We start from the raw sequence: 20,855 nt of genomic DNA on the forward strand, positions 1-20,855 counted from the left end.
AATGACAAAGATCAACGATGAAGTTCAATTCCATGAATATTTAAAATTAATCAAAACCACGATGCGATACGGTTCTGAAAATCGTATCGAATTGTTGCGGCAAGTCCTAACAGCGTGTGACCACCCAGATCTGAGTTTTAAAATTGTGCATATTTGTGGGACTAACGGTAAAGGGTCGACTGGCTATTTGATTGGTGAGTTATTGCAGCAGGCGGGCCTGCGGGTTGGGCGATTTTCGAGTCCGGCAATTTATGAAGATCGAGAAATGATTCAACTTAACGGTCAATTAGTCAGTTATGCGGCCTTTAATCAAGCCTTTAATGAATTATTGACGGCTTTACAGCAGCGGCAGCTAGCTTTAACCCAATTATCGGAATTTGAATGCTGGTTCTTGATTGCAATGCTGGTTTTCCGCCAAGCGCAAGTGGCCTGGGTGATTTTAGAATGCGGGCTCGGCGGTGAGTTGGATGCCACCAATGCCATTGCGACAGCAGCTTATGATGTCTTTACCCATATTGATTTGGACCATATGGCTTTACTGGGCAATACGATTACCGCCATTGCTACCACTAAAGCCCGAATCATTCGCCCACAAGCCGAAGTAATCAACTATCCGGCGCAATATCCAATAGTGGATCAGATCATTGCCGATTTGGCGGCTCAGCGTCAAGCCTATTATCATCACGCTAAAACCAGCCAGCTAGTGGTTCAGCGGGCTGATCTGAATGGCACAGACTTGCTTTTTCAAACACAGGAGCAAGCTATTCCGTTACATTTAAATTTAGCTGGTGCCTATCAAGTTAAAAATTTGGCGACTGTCTTGGCATTCGTTCATGTTTATAATCAAAAAGTGCAAACAAGACTTATTACAACAGAGATGATTCAGACTGTTCTGCAGTCGGCCACGTTAATGGGTCGATTGACGCGGGTTCATAAGCAGCCACCGGTTTATATTGATGGCGGTCATAATCCTGATGCCATTCGTGGTATTATGCCGTTATTAGCTCAAACCAGTCAAAGGCATGAATTGATTATTGTTGTGGGCTTTTTAGCTGATAAGAATGTCCAAGCGGCGCTACAAAATTTTCGGACATTATCAGCTTACTTTATCGCAACAACGCCTGATAATCCTAAGCGTGCCTTACCGGCAGCCACGTTAGCTGATTGGCTGATTCAACAGTTGCCTGAGGCGAAAGCTATTCAAGCACTAGCTGCCCCGCGAGCAGCTTATCAGCAAGCTTTAGCTCTGGCAGCAACACTCAAAGATCCAGTGATCTTTGTCTTGGGTTCTTTTTATTTACTGCGGCAGGTACCAAAGTCATGAAACAACCAATTCTAATCGCCAGCAATAATCAAGACAAGTCACAAGAACTTAGTGCAATTTCGGCGTTGTTTGGGCTACAGGCAGTTAATTATCAAACCGTTGCCGCAACCAAGTTCCAATTTCCAGAAGAGACCCTTGATTACGTTCAAAATGCGCAGCAAAAAGCCGGATTTATTTGGCAGAAATTACAGCGATCTTATCCAGCTCTGGGTGATGATTCGGGCATTCACCTTGATTTTTTGCCCAATCGATTTAATGAAGCTACAAAAAGAGAATTTGCAAAAAGCAGTCAAGATCATGTAACATACTTACTACAGTTATTGGAGGAAGCGCCGTTAGAACGGCGGGGCATTACGATGGTCACACATCTAGTGCTGCGAAATTATCGGGGAATCTACCACGCAACCGGCTATTTAACCGGGCATGTTGCACTGCAAGCCATGGGGACGGGCGGATTTGATTTAGACCGTATTGTCATCCCAACTGGTTTTCAGCAGACACTTGCTCAGTTATCGCCAATGGTTCGGATGCGCTTGGGGCACCGTTATCAAGCTATGACGCACTTAATCCAACAAATGAGGTAATTGATATGAAAATATCTGAGCAAAAAGATCTATTCCAGTTGGCAACACGGACAACCTTTGATCCCTATCAAATCCAATTGACTTTGACCGATTTAACAACGGCTGAACAAGGTTGGCTGCGGCCATTATTGGCAGACCTAGATGTCTTATATCAGCAATTGGGCACTAATTTTGCAATTAAATTTGATATCTATCAGTTTGAAGCTTTTAAGCATGCATTTTTAACCCATGAATCAGCAACAGCTTTACGCACGCAGATCCAACAAATCTGGTCAGAACATCAAGTTTGGTGGCGTGGCCGTAACTTTAGCTTAAATCTGACCACTGAACCTATTGTTTATTCGATCATTAATACCTCACCAGATTCGTTTTATGATGGTGGGGTATTGAAGGACATGGACGCAGTCATGCAGCGGGTGGCAGCGGATGTTGAAGCCGGTGCTAAGGTGATCGAAGTGGGTGGTCAAACAACGCGACCGGGCTTTAAACCGATTACGCCAGAAGTTGAGATCAAACGCACTGTTCCTCAGGTCAAAGCGATTAAACAAGCTTATCCTGATGTGGTCGTGGCAGTAGATACGTATAAGGCACCCGTTATGCGGGCTGTTCTGGCGGCTGGTGCCGACGTGATCAACGATGTGAATGGCTTCAATGATGATCCAGAAAAGTTGCGGTTATTGCGGGAGTATCAACCAGCAGTACTGACAATGCATGAAAATCGCGGACGGCCATATAAGGATAGTTTGACTCCAAATATCCGCCAATTTTTCAAGACTAATATGGAAATGTTACTGCAGGAAGCTGATTTAGACTATGAAGCCATTGCGCTGGATCAGGGTATCGGGTACTCTGCCAATGCGGATAATATTCAAGATTTTGCTTTCATGCGTTCTTTAAGTGAACTCAATATTTTTGGTCGGCCGACCATGGTGGCTGTTTCGAATAAGGGTTTTTATGGCAAACTCTTGGGTTTGGCTAAAGATAATCGCTTATTACCGACCATTGTCAGTGAAACGGTCATGATCCAGCAAGGTGGGCGTTTGATTCGCGTTCATGATGTCAAGGCAACAGCGGATATGATTAAATTGCTAAAAGCCATTAATACCTCATTTTTGATTGATAAGGAAAATGATGAAATTAAAAGTTGATCTAAATTGATTGATTTAATTTAAAAAGTACTAATTTCAGTGGTTGATCGCTGAAATTAGTACTTTTTTTGCGAACATCACCACGCGTATAATAGACCCATTAGTCATCATTAAATAGGGTGGGGATGTTGTGCAACACAAACGCATTAATTTTACTTTTGAAATTTTTCTATTGTCAGCTAATTTACGCGTGGCAATTACGGCTTTACCACCGCTGACCAATAAAATTCAAAGCTTTTTCCAACTTGATTCAGCCCAAATGGGTGCCGTCACTACGATTCCACTTTTGTGTTTTGGATTTTTATCGATTTTTGCTGGTCAGTTGATCAAACGCATGGGGACGACATTTACTCTGCGTTTAGCGCTAGTTATGCTGGCAGTGGCTAACTTATTGCGCGTATATGTGAGCTGGGGCTTATTTGTAGGGACGGTTTTTGTTGGTGCAGCCATTACGTTGTTGAATGTGACACTACCAACAATGATCGTGGAATGGCATCCGGAGAAATCTTCATTTTTGAATGGTGTTTATACGGCTTCTATCAATTTATTTTCGGCGTTGGTCGGTGGCATTATCGTGCCTTTAGCCAATCATTTTAGCTGGCAGATTGCCATCCAAATGTTTTCGATTCCAGCAATTATTGCCTTTATCGGCTCGTTATTTTTGGGACGCGCGCAAGGCCCTGCCGCATCAGAACAGGCGACCGTGGCAGCTTCTAGAAATACGGCCTATCCAGCAGCGTGGCGCCGACGTCATGTCTGGTTACTAGCCATTTTTATGGGATTACAATCTTTTGTTTTTTATACGTTAGTTGCTTGGCTGCCGAGTGTCATGATGTCTCATCACAGCTCCGCAACTAAAGCCGGCTGGTTAGTGGCCTTGTTCCAAATCATTGGGATGCCATTTTCATATTTTGTACCGCGGGCAGCGCACAGCCGGGCCAGGTTATTTAAGGTGAATTTGGCATTTGCCGTAGGATATGTGGTAGGTATCGGCTTAATGTTTACCACTAGTTCAGCAACGCCAATTTTAGTTATGATCAGTTTGCTATTAGGAATCACGACGGCAGCGACTTTTTCACTGTCATTGAGCTTGATTACCGAAATTTCAATCGATGGGGCGGATGCCAGCTCTGTCGGCGGCTTGGTTCAGTCAGTGGGATACTTATTGGCTGCCAGTGGACCGACAATTTTCGGAGCAACGCGCCAATTGAGTCATAGTTGGACCGTGCCATTAATCGTTTTGCTTGTAGTTGCAATCGTTACAATTATTTTTGGCCAAATTTTTATTCAGTCCAGTCAAAAAGTCATTTCTAAATAATTAAAGTTTGAATAAACGCAAAGTTTGTTAAATGAAAGCATTTTTTTGCATATGGGTAAACAAAACATACTAAGATTAGATCTGTTGATGAAGTATATTCTTACTTCGGTCAACAGATCTTTTTTGATCAATTATAAAAATACCGTTCACTCATTGGGGCTTCGAGCCGTCCTATCTTTTGGTAAATTTATGTGATCAAAAAACGTTTCTTGGTATCAAGTAGAGTATATTCCTCGATGATCAACGTTTCGTGTGATAATCAGTGTTAAAGCCGATCGCACTCTATGGGGCTTCGAGCCGTAAAAAAACTGGCTTTCACTACTACCTTCTGTTAATCAATTTTAAGTTTGTGGAGCTTCGAGCTCGGGTATCGGAAATGAGATCCAGGAGTAGTTAGTGTTCTAATCACAAGAAAGAAGATGTTGTTCGATGACCGATCTGATCGGTATCGATGTTTCAATGGGAAAAAGTAACGTGGCTGTTTATCACGACCACAAATGTATTGATGAGTACGCGTTTCATCATACAAAAACTGGGTTTCAAAAGTTAGCCACGACCGTGGCAGAACTAGAGCACCCCACCTTATATTTTGAAGCCACAGGCATTTATTCACGACCGCTAGTCCGTTTCTGCACTGACCAGCATTGGGCATTCACTCAGTTGAACCCCTACAACTTCATTCGATACGCAAGATCTTCGCCGCATCAAGAACGACACCACAGACGCCCGCAAGATCGGTTTAGCCGCTTATGACAATACTTACCGCCTATTTACGCAACAGAAACCGATCTATGGCACACTCAGAGAATTGAACCGTTTCTATCAACGGATGATCAAAGATATCAAACTTCATCAACTTTGGCTCCATACCACGCTCCAACAGACTTTTCCGAATTAGAGGCTTTATTTAGCAGCAGAGTTTCTAAATTGGCATTGAATATTATTGAACTCTATCCGCACCCAGACTTTGTTAAAGGCTTAGGGCACATCAAATTACGCAACCAATTGATGAAAAATACGGATAAAAAGCTCTCCAAAACAAAAGCGACCCAAAAAGCTGAGGCACTTTTAGATTATGCTAAAGAGTAGTGCGCCAGCCGCCCACGAGGGCAATGTGCAAGTAGCCGAAGTTCGTTATTATGCCCATGAGCTCAAAGCGTTGATCCAGCAAAAAGAGAAATACAGAAACAATTGATAGCGCAAGCGAAAGCTTTACCAGAATTTGAGATCTTGACTTCTATGCCTGGCATTGGTGAATTGACAGCTAGCCGAATCATTGGTGAGGTCGGTGATTTCACCCGCTTTGACAATGCCAAACAGATCAATGCTTATATCGGCATCGACTTAAGACAATACCAATCTGGTACTTACCGAGCGATTGATCATATCAATAAACGTGGCGATCCTTACGCCCGTGGCTTATTTTATTTAACAGTGGCCAATATGCGTCGAGTCTACGGCTTGACCAAGGTGCCCAATCATATTGTCGACTTTTATTATCGCTTACGAAAAAAGGACCTAATCCAAAATTGGATAAGGTCGCAACGGTGGCTTGCATGAATAAACTGATCAAATGTCTGTTTGTCATGATTAAAAGTCACCAAACATATAACTATAAGTTATATCACGGGCTCGAAGCCCAATAAGGCCTGACACCTTATAAAATCAAGTATACCACGATATAGATCTGAAAAAGCAACCGATCGCGGTGTATTTGAGTTACCCTAATTTCGCCCCCATGGGGGTGAAGCATACTCAAGTGACGCAAACCTTATACAATAGACATTGATTCATTAACAGATGATTTAGTTGGAATTAACACTTGACTAATCGTAGGAAAGAGAGTGAGACAAAAGGCGTTCAGTGGCCGAGCACTAACAAGAGTCACGATAAATGGTGGGCTTTTCCATTTGAGTGATTCGTCGTTGAGTGAGGACATTGCCTTTTGGCACACGTTTAAGCAATAAATATTCGTAATTAACAAGTGGCTGAAAACAAAACGTTAGTTTTGTCTCAGCCACTTTTTGATACTCATAGGTTTTTATTTTACGCGCAGCAACGTGTATTTCTTTTTACCCTTACGGATAATGACGAATTTGCCGTCAAAGTCAGTATTTGGATCGACTTGAAAATCAAGATCTTGCTGGCGTTCACCATTGATGTAAATCGCGCCGTTCTTGATGTCCTCGCGTGCTTGGCGCCGAGAAGGTTCGATTTTGGTATCGTCCACCAGTAGTTCAACTAGTGGCCGAACTTCATTTTTGATCGTAACGCTTGGCATGCCTTTGAATCCTTGTTCAATTTCATGGGCAGTTAAAGTCTTTAGTTCACCGGAGAATAAAGCTTTAGAAATATGTTCAGCTTCTTCAACAGCAGCTTTACCATGGACAAATTCAGTGACTTCTTCGGCTAGACGTCGTTGTGCTAAGCGTTTCTCAGGGGCAGTCTTAACACTTTCAGCTAAATCATCGATCTCAGCTTTACTTAAGAATGTAAAGTATTTTAAGTATTTGACGACATCGCGATCATCTTGATTTAGCCAGAATTGGTAGAATTCGTAAGGTGTCGTTTTTTCTGGATCCAACCAGACAGCCCCACCAGCCGTTTTACCAAACTTTGTACCATCAGCTTTTAACATTAAAGGAATTGTTAGGCCAAATACCTTAGCTTCTTGGCCTTCTTGACGATGGATAAGGTCAATACCAGCAGTGATATTGCCCCATTGATCAGCCCCACCAATTTGTAGCTGTACATCATGTTCTTTATATAGGGTCAAGAAATCGATGGATTGCAGAATTTGGTAAGTGAATTCAGTATAAGAAATACCGACTTCTAAGCGGGAAGCAACGATTTCTTTGTTCAACATGGTATTGACGTTAAACAATTTACCAAAATCACGTAAGAAGTCTAATAAGCTGATCTTGGATAGCCAGTCATAGTTATTAACGATCGTAAAATTATCCGTACCAAATAGTTTTTCCATTTGGCCAGTCAATGCAGCTTCATTGTGTTTAACTTGATCCATGGTTTGTAAAACACGTTCAGATTTTTTACCGGAAGGATCGCCAATTGCACCAGTACCACCACCGATGACGATAACGGGATGGTGGCCGGCTTCTTGGAAACGTTTAAGCATCATGAAGGGAATCAAGTGGCCAATATGTAAAGAGTCGCCGGTTGGATCGACACCACAATATAGAGAAATGGCTTTTTCGTTGACAAGTTCTTTTAAGCCCTGTTCATCAGTCATTTGGTTGACTGCACCACGCCATGCTAATTCATCAATGATTTGATTTTGCTTTACTTCTGTCATAAGATACCATCCTTAAATTTAGAATAAAAAAAGCCCAATCGAAAAAATCGATTGGGACGAATCAGTCATTTGATCCGCGGTACCACCCGCGTTATGCTTACGCATCAACTTGAATGATCCATAACGAGATCAGCCGGTTAGTCCATATGTTTCTGCGTAATTCATGCTTAGGAGATTCATCGGTTCTCAACAATGCCGACTCTCTGGCGAAGGGCTCCTATCATTACTATACAGAAAACTAATAAACTTAGAATAACTGAATTAATACGCAAAATCAAGCAAGGGGACGGATAAATGACTGAATCAATTAAGTTAGTGGTGTAAATTTAATTGTTAGCTGTTGTTTAGTTGCTTGGGCAATTTCTGATAAAATTTTAGTAGATACAGTCATAGAACCATTTTCAATTTTTGAATTGTTACAACTAGTTTTGCCGCGTCTTGTTTGGGGAGGCTGTCTAAGAACTCTTTGAATTCAGACTAATCGTAGTAATCAAACTCTATTTTCTTCATTGATTTATGATAGCCTATAAGCTATCGCAGGGAAATTTGTAGGCATTAATTAATGAAACAAATGCTAGCTTTCAATAATTGGATAAATTCTTATAAAAATTGACACCATATTGGAATTCTTTCACGTATTATAGTATGTGTAAGATTATGTCAAGATTAAGCGAGGCACCTAATGAACGAACTAACCTTTCGAACAGCAACCTTCAAAGATTTGGCGACAATCGTTGCCATATATAATGAAAGTATTCCCGGCCGGCTAGCGACGGCAGATACCGAACCGTTAACCGTTGCGGCACGACAGCCTTGGTTTACGGCACACCAGCAAGGTCATCAAGGCATCTGGGTTGCTGTCTTAGCAAATAAAATCGTGGGCTGGTTCAGCTTTTCAGACTTTTATGGTCGTCCAGCTTATAAGCAGACAAAAGAAATTTCTATTTACTTAACTGCTGCGGTACAGCACCAGCATTTAGGTCAAAAAGTATTGACTTTTGCGGAGACAAAGGCCAGACAACTCGGTTTAGAAACGATTGTGGCTTTTATCTTTAAGCACAATCAACCCAGTGTACATTTATTTAAAAAAAATCATTATCAAATATGGGGCGATTTACCTGACGTCGCAATTATGGATCAAAAACATTATTCGTTATTGATTTTAGGTAAACAGCTTACCCCTAGCGTTGTGGGAGGCAACAGTTGATGAAACACAGATATAAATTTGGCTTCATGACCTTATTTTTAGTTGGCTTGACCACTAGTATTTTATCCACTTCAGTTGTTTTAGCAGATGAAGTTAGTGAGGCGCAAAATGCGTTAGATGCGAATAAAGCGCAAAGTAATGACTTGAATCAGCAAATTCAAGATCAAGAGAATAAGGTCGCTCAATTAAACAATCAAGTCGCTAATAAAACTTTAGAGATCAGTAAAACCCAAAAGAATATCAGTGCTAACCAGGCCAAATTAGCAAAACTAGATACTAAGATCACTAAGACCCAAAAAGAAGTTAAGCAAAGACGGCAAACTTTGCAAAGTCAATTAGTGAATCTGCAAAAGCAGTCCAATAAGAGTGCTTTAGGAAATGTTTATGCAGATTTTATTTTAAGTGGGTCCGATTTATCGGATATTGTGAGCCGAGCTGTTGCTGTGCAAAAAATCAATACTGCTAATCATGCGGCTTTGACAGCCTTAACGGATGCCCAGCAGAAATTACAAACTTTTAAAGATCAACAACAAACCCAACAAGCGGCATTGGTCAATGCTAAGCAGCAGCTAGAAACGGAAAAGGCAAAATTAGATACTGCTAAGTTAGAAGCGACCAACCAGCAGACGCAGCTGCAAAACCAGTTGAATGCGAACCAAGCAGCTACTTCTGGTCTGCAAGATCAGCTGAAGGCTGCTCAGGATAAGCAGGCTCAAATTGAAGCTGCCTTAAAAGCAGCCCAGGCTAAAGCAGCACAGACGCAGGCTGCAGCAGCGAATCAACAGACGGAGGCAACAAGTGCTGCAACCACGGCAACGGCATCTGGGGCCGATTTAGCTGCGAATAATAGTGATTATCAAGCTGAACTCAATGCCAATTTACCTAGTAGTGCTGCTAATAACAAGATTATTCAAGATGCCATGCAATATTTAGGTGTCCCCTATGTGTGGGGTGGTACGACTCCGGCCGGTTTCGATTGTTCAGGTTTGGTTTATTATTGTTATAAACTAGAAGGTAAAACTGTGCCTCGAGTTTCTCAGGGCCAGAGCACAGTTGGGCAATATGTGAGCCTAAATAATTTACAACCAGGCGACCTATTATTCTGGGGTGGTGTTGGTACCGCCCATCATGTAGCTATTTATATTGGTAACGGCCAATACATTCATGCACCGCAACCGGGTGAGAATGTCAAAATCGGAAGCATTGCTTGGTTCCGACCTGATTTCGGCCGGCGTTATTAAATTTAAGTTCTGAACAGTTAATCCTTTTGTCTAACTAGGGGACTATGCTATGATTGTCAGTAAATAATTTAGGGAGCGACAAAACGATGATGAGGACACAAGAACGTCATTTGATTGTGATCACTGGCGCTGCCGGTACTGGCAAGACAACGGTCAGCCACTATTTGGAGCAACAGTTTGGGGTAACCCGAGTATTGACTCATACGACGCGTTCACCTCGGCAAGGTGAGGCTGACGGGGTAGATTATTATTTTGAGACTGAGGCCTCATTTTTCAAAAATCATTTTATTGAACACGTCACTTATGGTGGGCATTTATATGGCTCTTCTGAAGAAGGGCTGGAGCGAGCCTTTAAGAAGAACCGCTTAGTATGTCTCGTGTTAGATACGGCTGGTGCCCAAACTTATTTACAACGTTTCCCTGAGTTAGTAACGATTTTGTATTTAACGGTCAATGATCCGGATCAGTTAAAAGAACGGATGGTTCAACGTGGTGATAGCGTGACGGCTTTACAGCAGCGCATTCATTCAGATGAGTATATCCGTGATTTGCAAGTTCCAACCTCATTACAGCGGCATGTCAAGATCATTGTCAATGATCATTGGCAAGCAACGACGGCTAAATTGAATCAGTTAATGTTGCAGCTAGACGATTGAGTTAATTTTGCAGTACTTGCTGGATTTGTCGGTGTACGCGGTGCCGTTCGGTTGATGTAATTTTTTGAAGTGATTGGCCATTGATCAACTGTTCCGTGCCGTTAAGCTGATCAGATTGAATATGATGGATGCCTTTACCACTTACCTGACTAACTGCGAGTCTTGTAAGTGGTAAATTTGTTTTAAATCCAGCGTTTTTGGCAATGCGAAGATATTTTGGTAGATTGTGCAGCTGCTTCTGCTGCGTTAATTTTTGAAAACTAGCCTTGAGGACTTGCTGCTGGCGGAGTTGCCGACCATAGTCTCCTCTGGGGTCCTGATAACGCATCCGCATGTAACTGAGCGCTTGGCTTGGGGTTAAAGTCAGCTTACCCTTTGTAAAGTGATGATGATCAAATGTGAAGTCCAGTGAATTTTGAACGGTTATTTTGCCAACTGCCTGCATGATTTGGGTCACGCTATGCATATTTACCACAGCATAATAAGAAATCGTGACATTTAATAGAGTCGCAATTTTTGCACGTACCAGTTTAAGGCCACCTACCGTATAGGCGCTATTGAGTTTGAGTTGTTTACCGGCAATCTTAATAGGAATGTCGCGCTCAATACTTGTCAGATGGCAAAGGCCTTTTTGTGGGTTGATCGTGGCTAGAATCATCGTGTCGGTGCGGCCACGGTCATTACGGCCTAGAGCACCAGTATCTGTTCCTAAAAGCAGGATATTAAAGGGCTTTTGGGTAGCAGCGGTAGCGGTAGATCGTGGTTGGATACATAAAAATAGACTAAGTAAAATCATCAAAATAAGGCTCATTTTCATAATTTTGTGAGTTGAATTTATTTTAGAAAACAATAGGCTTACCTCCAAATATTTGTTGAGGTAAGCCTACTTTTTTAATGTGGCATTTCCGTGGCAAAGTGGATCGTTACCGAAAATCGGTGTTGTGCTGCTTTAACAGTTAGCTGGCCGTGATATTTTTGAACGATTGCTTGAACAATAGCCAAACCAAGGCCACTGCCAGATTCTGTCGTACTTCTTGAGGTTGCGCCAACGGTAAATGGCTTTAGGAGTTGGGCACTGTCTTTGATCGTGCCATTAAACGAGTTGGTGACCGTTAAGACGAGCTGTGTGTTGACAAGGGCCAATTGGATCGAAATCGGTCCTTGATCAGCGTAACGGATAGCGTTGGTTAATAAATTGGTCAACAGGAGTTGGACATCCAATTTTGCAAACTTAACTGAGGGCAGATCTTTGGCAATCGTAAGCTGAAAGGTCAATTGCTTTGTTTTAGCAAGCGGCTGCAGGCGAGCCAATTGTTGGTTTAAGACATCGGCTAGATTTAATGATTGGATAGAGTCTGAGGGTGCTTGCTGTAATTTGATCAATTTCAGCATTTGATTAATGAGTGCCGTGAGCTGTTCTGTTTGGCTAATGATCTCAGCACTGGCTTCAGAAGTCTCGATACCATCTTTAATAGCATGGGCATAGGCTTCAATCACAGTTAAAGGCGTTTTTAGCTCATGCGCTAAATCAGAGCTTAGTTGCTGAATAGCCTTGTTTTGCTGTTGTAGATCTGTCTCATGCTGCTGAATGGTTTGACTCATGAGATCAATATTTTTCCCCAGTTCACCTAATTCGTTGGCAGGGTAGATAAGCATCGGACTGAAATCTTGTTGCCTGATTTGTTTAGTTTTGTGTTGGTAAGTGCGAATCGTTCGAATCAAAGGTGTCGTAAATAAAAGGATCGCAATGATCATGAGCACCAGTAGTAATAGCAGCATTGCCAGATAAAAGCTAATGAAAGTACCAGCCGTCTCTGTGAAGTGTACGGTTGACAAACCGACCAGATAGATGCGTTGATGATATAAAAACATTGTGGTCATAAAGGTCGATTTCTGCTGTGTTTGATTATAATTTTTAACCACTGTTTCGCGATTGTGGACACGTTTTAAATCATGAGTCGTGACCCAAATCTTTTTTAAAGCAACACCTTGACGTTGAAATTTAAGCTGAACTTGTTCGTTAAAGTCAGCCAAATTATATTTATTTGCGGATAAGGTAATGACACTAGCGCCATATTTATCCTGGATTTGCTGCTGACTGCTGCCTTGATGGACAGCGTAAGTTGCATCGGTAACTTTTTGCCGTTGGCTATACCAATAAAAATAAGGCAGCACGTATTTCGTACCTAAAACGGTAAATAGAGAGCCGAGCAATAACACCATTAGAACAATGGCTAAGAGCTGCTGCCGTAAACTATGCATTTTCTTCAAAATAATATCCTAATCCTCGCTTATTCTTAATGATATTTTTATCAACTTTTTCTCGAATTCTTTTGACGTGAGTATCCACAACGCGTGGGTCACCATCAAAGTCTAAGCCCCAGATACGATCAATCAGCTGTAATCTTGAAAATACCTGCCCAGGTTGTTGCGCTAAAGCATCGAGTAACTGAAATTCTTTATTGGTTAAGGTATAGGTTTGACCTTGCCAGATGATTTCTTGGTTATTGCGGTTAAGTGTCAAATTGGTCAGGCGCCGTACATCGGATAGATTCAATAAGTGTCGAATCCGTAACAATAAAATATCTGGATTGAAAGGTTTACGAATAAAATCATCGGCACCATTTTTGAGTGATGTGATCTCATCTTCAGGCAGGTCTTTAGCGGTCAACATGATGGTTTTGGTCATACCAAGTGCCTGAATATAACGAATGACCTCTAAGCCATCCACTTCGGGCAGCATCCAATCGACAACGGCCAAATCGATTGGCTTAGCATCAATCAAATCGATTGCTTCAGTACCGGTCGCCGCTGTCAAGACAAAAAAATGGGCGCGTTCAAGATATTTCTTAATGATTTTTTGTAAAGGTAGGTTATCTTCGACAATTAAAATGTTCATAATTCACCTCAATATAATTAATAACGCATGTTTGTGTCAATTCTGTGACATTGTTCATAAGCAAACTTATATACCGATATAAAAGGATTTTTTATAGAAAAATTAATAAATATTTCAATTTTGTCACTTCGAAAGCTGTCAAGTGTAATGTTTCCTTTGTGTTCCTGTAACACTCCTGAAACAAACGATGTGTATTATAAATATCGTTGGTTGATTGATAGTCAGCTATTTCAAATTTAAGAAAATTAAGACATTAAATAAAAAAACGATATTTATAAATTGTGGAGGAACATACTTTGAAGTTATCTGTTAAAAAAGTTTCAATGGCTCTTACTGCTGCTGGTGTTTTAGGTGTTGCTGGATTTTTAAATACAAACCAAGATACAAGTAAAGCACAAGCTGCAACTGCTGGCGAAACAGCAATTGTGAGTGCAAAGAGTGCAATTAACGTTTATGCACAGCCAAGTGCCAATGCTCAAGTTGTCAGCCATTTAGATAGTGGCAGTTCTTGGAAAGTTGGTCAAGTCACTCAAAGCGAAGGCAAGACATGGTACTTAGTTGGTGCAAACCAATGGGTTGATGCTTCAAGTATGGCAGATGGCGTTGCGGTTGCCCAAGCACCTGCTGGCACTGATGCGCAAATTCAAAAAGTTATTAGTGTGGCTCAACAACAAATTGGCAAGCCTTACGTATGGGGTGCTAAAGGTCCTAACGCATTTGATTGTTCTGGTCTGATGAATTATGTCTTTAAACAAGCAACTGGCCGTGATATCGGTGGCTGGACGGTTCCTCAAGAAAGTGCTGGGACAATTGTTAGCCCAATGCAAGCTAAACCTGGCGATTTATTATTCTGGGGTGGTCGTGGGGCAACTTATCATGTTGCTTTATTCATTGGTAATGGTCAATATATTCATGCACCACAACCTGGTCAAAACGTGACCGTTGCTAATGTATCACCTTACTTCTGGCCTTCATTTGCAGTACGCGTACTTTAATTCATATATTTTATATCTATGACAAAATACATATCGGAGATGAGTTGCATATAAACTCAGATCCGGTTTTTTTGTTTGTATCGATTCTCAGGCAAGGCTATTTTAGTTTGCACGTGTCCTAGAAATATAAAGATATAGATTACAGAAACATACAATAGGCACATAAAAACGGGTATCAGGACAAAACTAATGTTTTGTTTCTGATACCCGTTTATTTACAAATAGCTTTGGCTTAAACGTGTTCCAAAAGGCAACACCATCACCTAACGACAAATCACTCAAATGGTAAACCCACCATTCATCGTGATTCTTGTTAGTGCTCTGGTGTTAAACGCCTTTTGTCACACTCTTGATTATTTGATATACGTACCGACAAAGTTGTAAGTATTTTGTGGGCTGTATTTCAGATCTTTAACTTTCTTGTTGACTAAGTGTGCTTCGACTGTTTGATATAGTGGGATAACACCTTGCGTATTCGTTAATAGTGTTTGAGCTTTCATCAAGTCATTGTAACGTGCTTGTGGGTCAAGTGCATCCGTTGTCTTGCTAGCTTCGACTAATTTATCATAGTCGCTATTAGACCACTTGCCAAAGTTATAGTCATTGTTAGTGGTGAACAGGTCTAGGAATGAAATTGGATCAGGGTAATCAGCTTGCCAACCGCCGAGAACCATCTGGAATTGGCCGTTGGTTGAACGGGTGACCCGGGTCTTAAATGGAACGCTGTTCAAAGTAACTTTCAAATTCGGTAGAGCTTGCTGCCAAGCGCTTTGCAAGTATTCTGCTAATTTTTTGGCAGAATCCGTATCATCATGTAGCAAGGTAACTGTGATTTTCTTCTTGCCGACTTCTTTCAAGCCTTCATTGAAAAGTGCTTTAGCTTTGGCCTTATCAAAGTTATCAGCGGCCTCATCTTGAGCTTTAGCATCAGCGGCAAAATCTTTACCATTGCTTGGATTTTCCATGATACCTTGTGGTGTGGCATTATCAGCAACGATCGAGCCATCACCGAGCACTTTCTTGACCATTTCTTCACGGTTGATAGCCAAAGATAACCCTTGCCGCAGCTTCTCATTCTTGAACTCTGGTAATTTCTTCTGGTTCATTTCAATGTAAGTGGTCCGAGATTGTTTCCGAGGTACAAAAGCAGGATCTTTCCGCATTTGTTGAGCATTTTCACCGGTTAGGATTGCATCGTCTAACTTATTAGACTGATATAAGTTCAAAGCGGTAGATGGATCTTTAACGACTTGAACTTTGATCTTATTCAATTTAACAGCTTTGGCGTTCCAATAGTTTTTGTTTTTAACTTCTGTCCAAGTGTTATTGGTACCTGTCCAGCCCTTCAAAACGAATGGGCCGTTGCTTAAGCTGTATTTAGATGTGGTCCCAAATTTCTTGCCGGCCTTTTTGACGAACTTTTCATTTTGGGGGAAGAAAGTTTGGAAAGCTAAGAGTGAATTAAAGTATGGAACGGCTTGGGTCAGATCAATTTGTAACGTGTACTTATCTAAAGCCTTGATACCTAAAGCACTGACTGGCTTTTTCTTGTTCATGATATCTTTGGCGTTTGCCACGGGTTCAAATAAATAAGCATATTGAGAACCAGTTTTGGGGTCAACCGTGCGCCGCCAAGCAAATACGAAATCATTCGCTGTTACGGGATCACCATTAGACCATTTAGCATCGTGACGTAACTTGATCGTGTAAGTTTTACCATCATTGGTAGGTTTAACAACGTCAGTTGCAATAGCGGGTTCAATATTTTTACCATTGTAACGATAGAGACCATCCATGGTATCTAAGTTAGCCTGCCCACTGATGGCATCTACGATCATGGAAGGATCCATGCTTTGAATGGTATCCTTTTCCATTCGTGTAAAAGTTTGATTACTGACCGCTTGAGCAGTACTTTTGGCACTTAATAAAGTGGCGCCAAAAGAGCCGAGGGCGGTTAATGCTAAACCTAAATGAAGTAATTTCTTGAATTTCATTTTCCTGCCTCCTTAAAATCATGTATTAATATTACATTAGAATTTAATTAAAGTAAATACCGATTTTTAATTAAAAGCAAAAAAAGAACTGCCTTATCATTAAGATGTAAGCAGTTCTTTTTATATATGATTCTAAATAATGAGATTATGTGATTTTAATTAGTCTCAGAAACCGTCTTTTTTTCATGGATTTTATCGTAACGCTCTTTATACATCTTAACTTCTTCGTCAGCTGCGTAGACCATATGACCAGGAACGATCTCTTGAAGATAGCGGTCTTTTGAATCATCTTCAATTGAAGCATCGTAAGGCTGCGCTTTACGTTTGCGTTCGTATTCTGGATCAGGCAGAGGCACTGCCGATAAAAGACTGGATGTATAAGGGTGTAGCGGATAGTTGTAAACTTCATCTGCCGTGGAAAGCTCCATTAAGCGGCCATTATGCATGACAGCAATTCGGTCAGAAATATATTTTACCATTGATAAATCATGGGCAATGAAGAGATAAGTCAAATTCTGTTCTTTTTGAATATCTTCCAGTAAATTGACGACCTGAGCTTGAATCGAGACATCCAAAGCTGAAATTGGCTCATCAGCGATAATGAAGCGTGGTTTAACAGCTAGTGCGCGTGCAATACCGATCCGTTGCCGCTGCCCACCAGAGAATTCGTGGGGATAGCGCGTCATGTGATCACGATTCAAACCGACAAGATCCAATAATTCTTCGACTCGGGCATCACGTTCTTGATCATTTTTGACTAGGTGGTGAATGTCCAGACCTTCAGCAATGATATCTTTGATTTTCATCCGAGGGTTTAATGAAGCATAAGGATCCTGGAAAATCATTTGCATTTCACGGCGAAATTCCAGCATTTCGGCCGAGTGATTTTTGATTTTACTGATATCGCGACCGTTAAATAGAATTTCACCATCAGTAGGATCATAGAGGCGAATGATACTGCGGCCGGTAGTACTTTTACCGGAACCAGATTCACCTACAAGACCGAAAGTTTCACCTTCATAGATATCAAAAGAGATGTCGTCAATGGCGCGAACTTCATTTTTACGCCCAACATTGAAATATTGTTTTAAATGTTTGACTTCAACGATTTTTTTACGTTTTTCAGGGTTAGTTGCCAAGCTGGGCACCTCCTTCAACCGGCTGATTCTTGAGGTACTTTTCGTATTGTTCTCGCCGGCGAATAATTTCAGCTGGGGGATCAATATGTGGGGCATCAGGGTGCATGAGCCAAGTTGCAGCGTAATGGGTATCAGTCACCTTAAAGAAAGGCGGCATTGCTTCGAAGTCGATTGCCAAAGCATATTCATTTCGAGGCGCAAAGGCATCACCAACTGGTGGTTCAAGCAAGTTAGGTGGGGTGCCGGGAATGGCATATAATTTTTTAGAATCCATGGTTGGCATAGAGTTGAGTAAGCCCCAAGTGTAAGGATGGCGGGGATCATAGAAAATTTCATCAACCGTACCATATTCAATGATCTTACCAGCATACATAACCGCAACCCGATCGGCAATTCCAGCCACAACCCCAAGATCATGGGTGATAAAAATAATGGAAGTTTCGATCTTACTTTGTAATTCTTTCATCAAATCAATAATCTGCGCTTGAATCGTCACATCTAGAGCAGTGGTTGGTTCGTCAGCAATCAAGATTTCAGGATAATTAACGATGGCAATCGCAATGACGATCCGCTGCCGTTGCCCACCAGAGAATTGATGCGGATAATCTTTCATCCGGTTCTTAGCGTTGGGGATGCCCACTAACTCTAAAACTTCTTGCGCCCGCTCCATGGCTTTAGAACGGCTCATTTGATTATGGATCAATAAAGGCTCGGCCACTTGTTTGCCAATTGGCATGGTTGGATCAAGGGAAGTCATCGGATCCTGGAAGATCATCGAGATATCATTCCCACGAATTTCTTCCATTTCTTTTTTAGAGGCTTTGATCAGATCTTTACCCTTAAAGTTAATGGAACCCTTAGGAATAACTGAATTTTTAGCTAACAATCCCATAATACTACGGACAGTCACGGATTTTCCCGATCCTGATTCACCAACGATTGCTAGGGTTTCACCTTTGTTTAAGTGAAAGCTAACATCACGAATGGCTTTGACATCCCCAGCGAAGGTATGGAAATTGATTTCTAAATCTTTAACATCTAATACTTTTTCCAATTTAATAACCTCCTAACGAGATGATTTTGGATCAAAGGCGTCACGTAAGCCGTCTGCAAGTAAGTTGAAGGCTAACATGAGTAAGACGATAACGGCAGATGGATACCACATTTGGTAAGGTAGGAATCTAAAGGTTTTTTGCCCATCGGAAAGCAGTGTCCCCAACGAAGCATTTGGTGCCGGGATTCCGATCCCAATGTAGCTTAAGAAAGCTTCAAAGAAAATTGCCGTTGGAATTGTCATCATGGTATTGATGATGATGACGGAGGACATATTTGGAATCAAATGTTTGAAAGCAATTTTGCTTGAGCTTTCACCTAAGGTTTGCGCAGCTAGGATATATTCTTCACTCTTTAGCTGCAAGGTCTCCGCTCGTATCAGTCTGGCCATGGTAATCCACCCAGTAAACCCAATGGCAATGATGATGGAAGTTAAACCAGGTTTAAAGACCAGTAACATTAAGATTGCAACGATCAAGTTGGGCACGGAAGAAATAATTTCAATGATCCGTTGTAAGACCATATCCGTTCCTTTTCCGCGCCAACCAGATATTAGGCCATAGGGTACTCCGATTAGCATATCGAACAATGTAGCCATGAAAGCTACAAAAATTGATAAACGTGTCCCATAAATGATACGGGATAATAGGTCACGACCAAGATAATCTGTACCTAAAATATAATAAGTTCCCTTTGGCACACCGGCGGCTGCGTAGCGATCGCTGACACTACCGGCAACGGAAGCCTTACCCGTGAATCCAGGAATATTGCCACTCCCAATTTTTGGGGGCAAGTTGGCATAATTCACATTTTGAGCATTAGGATTATGCGGCGCAATAATCGGGGCAGCCATGGCAATGACGATCAGTACCAACAAGACCCAGAAGGAAACAACGGCAACTTTATTTTGTTTCAAACGACGAACAGCATCTTGGAAAAAAGTTAATGAGGGTGCTTGTATTTCTTCTTGACTAGCAGTGTCATGATGTTCAACACGTTTGAAGCTGTCTTTTGTGATTTTAATATTATCAGCCACTACTCTTTACCTCCAGTACTACTTAAACGGATACGCGGATCGATGATACCATACAAAATATCAACGATTAGATAAACAGCCAGTAAGGCGGCTGAATAGACAATGGTCAAGCCCATAATCGTTGGGTAGTCGTTCGTCAAAATGGATTTGACAAATTGTTCCCCGATGCCAGGAATTGAGAAAATATTTTCAATAACCATCGAGCCGGTCATTAAAGCGACGGCCATAGGACCAATAATAGTAACAACTGGAATCAAAGAGTTACGCAGCGCATGTTTGGCAACTGTTTGCCAGTTTGAAAGGCCCTTAGAGCGTGCCAGCTCAATATAATCACTACTCAAGACATCGACCATTTCCGTCCGCATGAAACGGGCGGTATCAGCTAATGGCGCCATTGCTAAGGCAATAGTTGGCAAGATACTGGATGTGAACCCATCCCAAAGGGCAATTGGGAATAGATGTAATTTAAAAGCGAGGAAGAACTGTAAAATAACGGCGAACACAAAGTTTGGAATTGAACGGCCGACGATGGCGAAGAAAGTTGCTACGGAATCGACCCAGGTATTCTGACGAACAGCGGCGATAGCACCCAGTAAAATACCAAAGATAGTCCCAACGATCATCGCTTGAGCCCCAATTTGAATGGAAGGACCTAAGCGATTAGCAATCAGGTACGTAACTGGCTGGTTGTTGAACTGGAAGGATGTGCCTAAATCACCATGGAGTAAACCAACGATATAGATCCAATACTGAGTGAACAGTGGCTTATTCAAGCCATACTGGTCGTTCATGATCCGAATTTGATCAGCTGAAAGTTTTGCCTGGTTTGTATAAGGCGTTCCAGGTAAGAGTTTCATTAAGAAGAAAGTTATCGTGGCAATGATCCACAGGGTGATAAAGATCCATACAATCCGTTTTAGGATATATTTTGTCAATGAGAAGCACCCC

19 protein-coding genes and 1 pseudogene are annotated in these 20,855 nt (G+C 41.6%); 11 read left to right on the forward strand and 9 right to left on the reverse strand.

The genetic code is table 11. The features are described 5' to 3' along the window. Nucleotide 1: 1 nt before the first annotated feature. The 7 genes and pseudogenes from ACNAN0_RS01950 to ACNAN0_RS01980 all read left to right on the forward strand — a co-directional run bounded on the left by ACNAN0_RS01950 (nucleotide 2) and on the right by ACNAN0_RS01980 (nucleotide 5,934). Nucleotides 2–1,324, forward strand: coding sequence for a bifunctional folylpolyglutamate synthase/dihydrofolate synthase (locus ACNAN0_RS01950; RefSeq protein ID WP_416353710.1), 1,323 nt, complete (start codon nucleotides 2–4; stop codon nucleotides 1,322–1,324). Then, on the forward strand, nucleotides 1,321–1,908 hold the full coding sequence (locus ACNAN0_RS01955) for a non-canonical purine NTP pyrophosphatase (protein WP_416353711.1): 588 nt from the start codon (nucleotides 1,321–1,323) through the stop codon (nucleotides 1,906–1,908). Before ACNAN0_RS01950 ends, ACNAN0_RS01955 begins: the two co-directional genes overlap by 4 nt. A 5-nt stretch (nucleotides 1,909–1,913) precedes the next feature. Continuing rightward, entirely contained in the window at nucleotides 1,914–3,056 is a 1,143-nt protein-coding gene (gene folP / locus ACNAN0_RS01960; RefSeq protein WP_416353712.1) for a dihydropteroate synthase, read from the forward strand. Nucleotides 3,057–3,186: 130 nt separating this feature from the next. Beyond that, a complete protein-coding gene (locus ACNAN0_RS01965; protein WP_416353713.1) occupies nucleotides 3,187–4,374 on the forward strand; it encodes an MFS transporter in 1,188 nt (395 codons plus the stop codon). A gap of 459 nt (nucleotides 4,375–4,833) precedes the next feature. After that, nucleotides 4,834–5,272 (forward strand): annotated as a pseudogene (locus ACNAN0_RS01970) (IS110 family transposase). A 29-nt stretch (nucleotides 5,273–5,301) separates the two neighbouring features. Next, nucleotides 5,302–5,463 carry a hypothetical protein gene (locus ACNAN0_RS01975; RefSeq protein WP_416353714.1) on the forward strand — a complete coding sequence of 54 codons (162 nt, stop codon included), beginning with the start codon at nucleotides 5,302–5,304 and terminating at the stop codon, nucleotides 5,461–5,463. A gap of 102 nt (nucleotides 5,464–5,565) precedes the next feature. After that, nucleotides 5,566–5,934 (forward strand): transposase, encoded by a 369-nt coding sequence (locus ACNAN0_RS01980; protein WP_416353715.1) that lies wholly within the window; start codon nucleotides 5,566–5,568, stop codon nucleotides 5,932–5,934. Nucleotides 5,935–6,415: 481 nt separating this feature from the next. On the opposite strand, the gene tyrS is transcribed toward ACNAN0_RS01980, so the two are convergent. Further along, nucleotides 6,416–7,687 (reverse strand): tyrosine--tRNA ligase, encoded by a 1,272-nt coding sequence (gene tyrS / locus ACNAN0_RS01985; protein ID WP_230913300.1) that lies wholly within the window; start codon nucleotides 7,685–7,687, stop codon nucleotides 6,416–6,418. A gap of 682 nt (nucleotides 7,688–8,369) precedes the next feature. On the opposite strand from tyrS, the gene ACNAN0_RS01990 reads away from it, so the two are divergent. From ACNAN0_RS01990 to ACNAN0_RS02000, 3 genes are all read left to right on the forward strand, one after another. Beyond that, the gene (locus tag ACNAN0_RS01990) at nucleotides 8,370–8,894 is read left to right on the forward strand and encodes a GNAT family N-acetyltransferase (protein WP_416353716.1); all 525 of its coding nucleotides are present in this window, start codon (nucleotides 8,370–8,372) and stop codon (nucleotides 8,892–8,894) included. Further along, nucleotides 8,894–10,135, forward strand: coding sequence for an NlpC/P60 family protein (locus ACNAN0_RS01995; RefSeq protein ID WP_416353717.1), 1,242 nt, complete (start codon nucleotides 8,894–8,896; stop codon nucleotides 10,133–10,135). The genes ACNAN0_RS01990 and ACNAN0_RS01995 overlap by 1 nt, the downstream gene beginning before the upstream one ends. A gap of 86 nt (nucleotides 10,136–10,221) precedes the next feature. Then, on the forward strand, nucleotides 10,222–10,791 hold the full coding sequence (locus ACNAN0_RS02000; protein WP_416353718.1) for a guanylate kinase: 570 nt from the start codon (nucleotides 10,222–10,224) through the stop codon (nucleotides 10,789–10,791). Between the two features lies 1 nt (nucleotide 10,792). On the opposite strand, the gene ACNAN0_RS02005 is transcribed toward ACNAN0_RS02000, so the two are convergent. From ACNAN0_RS02005 to ACNAN0_RS02015, 3 genes are all read right to left on the reverse strand, one after another. Beyond that, a complete protein-coding gene (locus tag ACNAN0_RS02005) occupies nucleotides 10,793–11,587 on the reverse strand; it encodes an LCP family protein (protein ID WP_416354220.1) in 795 nt (264 codons plus the stop codon). A 95-nt stretch (nucleotides 11,588–11,682) separates the two neighbouring features. Further along, nucleotides 11,683–13,053, reverse strand: a complete 1,371-nt coding sequence (locus ACNAN0_RS02010; RefSeq protein WP_230913327.1) for a sensor histidine kinase — start codon at nucleotides 13,051–13,053, stop codon at nucleotides 11,683–11,685. Continuing rightward, on the reverse strand, nucleotides 13,046–13,690 hold the full coding sequence (locus ACNAN0_RS02015) for a response regulator transcription factor (protein ID WP_416353719.1): 645 nt from the start codon (nucleotides 13,688–13,690) through the stop codon (nucleotides 13,046–13,048). Before ACNAN0_RS02015 ends, ACNAN0_RS02010 begins: the two co-directional genes overlap by 8 nt. 296 nt (nucleotides 13,691–13,986) lie before the next feature. Here ACNAN0_RS02015 and ACNAN0_RS02020 point away from each other — a divergent pair, with 296 nt between their 5' ends. Continuing rightward, nucleotides 13,987–14,685, forward strand: a complete 699-nt coding sequence (locus tag ACNAN0_RS02020; protein ID WP_416353720.1) for a C40 family peptidase — start codon at nucleotides 13,987–13,989, stop codon at nucleotides 14,683–14,685. Between the two features lie 353 nt (nucleotides 14,686–15,038). Here the strand turns inward: ACNAN0_RS02020 and ACNAN0_RS02025 are convergent, their stop codons facing one another. The 5 genes from ACNAN0_RS02025 to opp3b all read right to left on the reverse strand — a co-directional run bounded on the left by ACNAN0_RS02025 (nucleotide 15,039) and on the right by opp3b (nucleotide 20,842). Further along, complete coding sequence (locus ACNAN0_RS02025; protein ID WP_416353721.1) at nucleotides 15,039–16,679, reverse strand: peptide ABC transporter substrate-binding protein; 1,641 nt, start codon at nucleotides 16,677–16,679, stop codon at nucleotides 15,039–15,041. Between the two features lie 155 nt (nucleotides 16,680–16,834). Further along, a complete protein-coding gene (locus tag ACNAN0_RS02030) occupies nucleotides 16,835–17,818 on the reverse strand; it encodes an ABC transporter ATP-binding protein (RefSeq protein ID WP_230913307.1) in 984 nt (327 codons plus the stop codon). Next, nucleotides 17,808–18,872 (reverse strand): ABC transporter ATP-binding protein, encoded by a 1,065-nt coding sequence (locus ACNAN0_RS02035; RefSeq protein WP_416353722.1) that lies wholly within the window; start codon nucleotides 18,870–18,872, stop codon nucleotides 17,808–17,810. Before ACNAN0_RS02035 ends, ACNAN0_RS02030 begins: the two co-directional genes overlap by 11 nt. A gap of 12 nt (nucleotides 18,873–18,884) precedes the next feature. Further along, a complete protein-coding gene (locus ACNAN0_RS02040) occupies nucleotides 18,885–19,907 on the reverse strand; it encodes an ABC transporter permease (protein WP_230913308.1) in 1,023 nt (340 codons plus the stop codon). After that, the gene (gene opp3b, locus ACNAN0_RS02045) at nucleotides 19,907–20,842 is read right to left on the reverse strand and encodes an oligopeptide ABC transporter permease (protein ID WP_230913309.1); all 936 of its coding nucleotides are present in this window, start codon (nucleotides 20,840–20,842) and stop codon (nucleotides 19,907–19,909) included. The genes ACNAN0_RS02040 and opp3b overlap by 1 nt, the downstream gene beginning before the upstream one ends. Nucleotides 20,843–20,855 lie beyond the last annotated feature (13 nt).

Source organism: Agrilactobacillus fermenti (genome assembly GCF_047943045.1).
Taxonomy (GTDB): domain Bacteria; phylum Bacillota; class Bacilli; order Lactobacillales; family Lactobacillaceae; genus Agrilactobacillus; species Agrilactobacillus fermenti.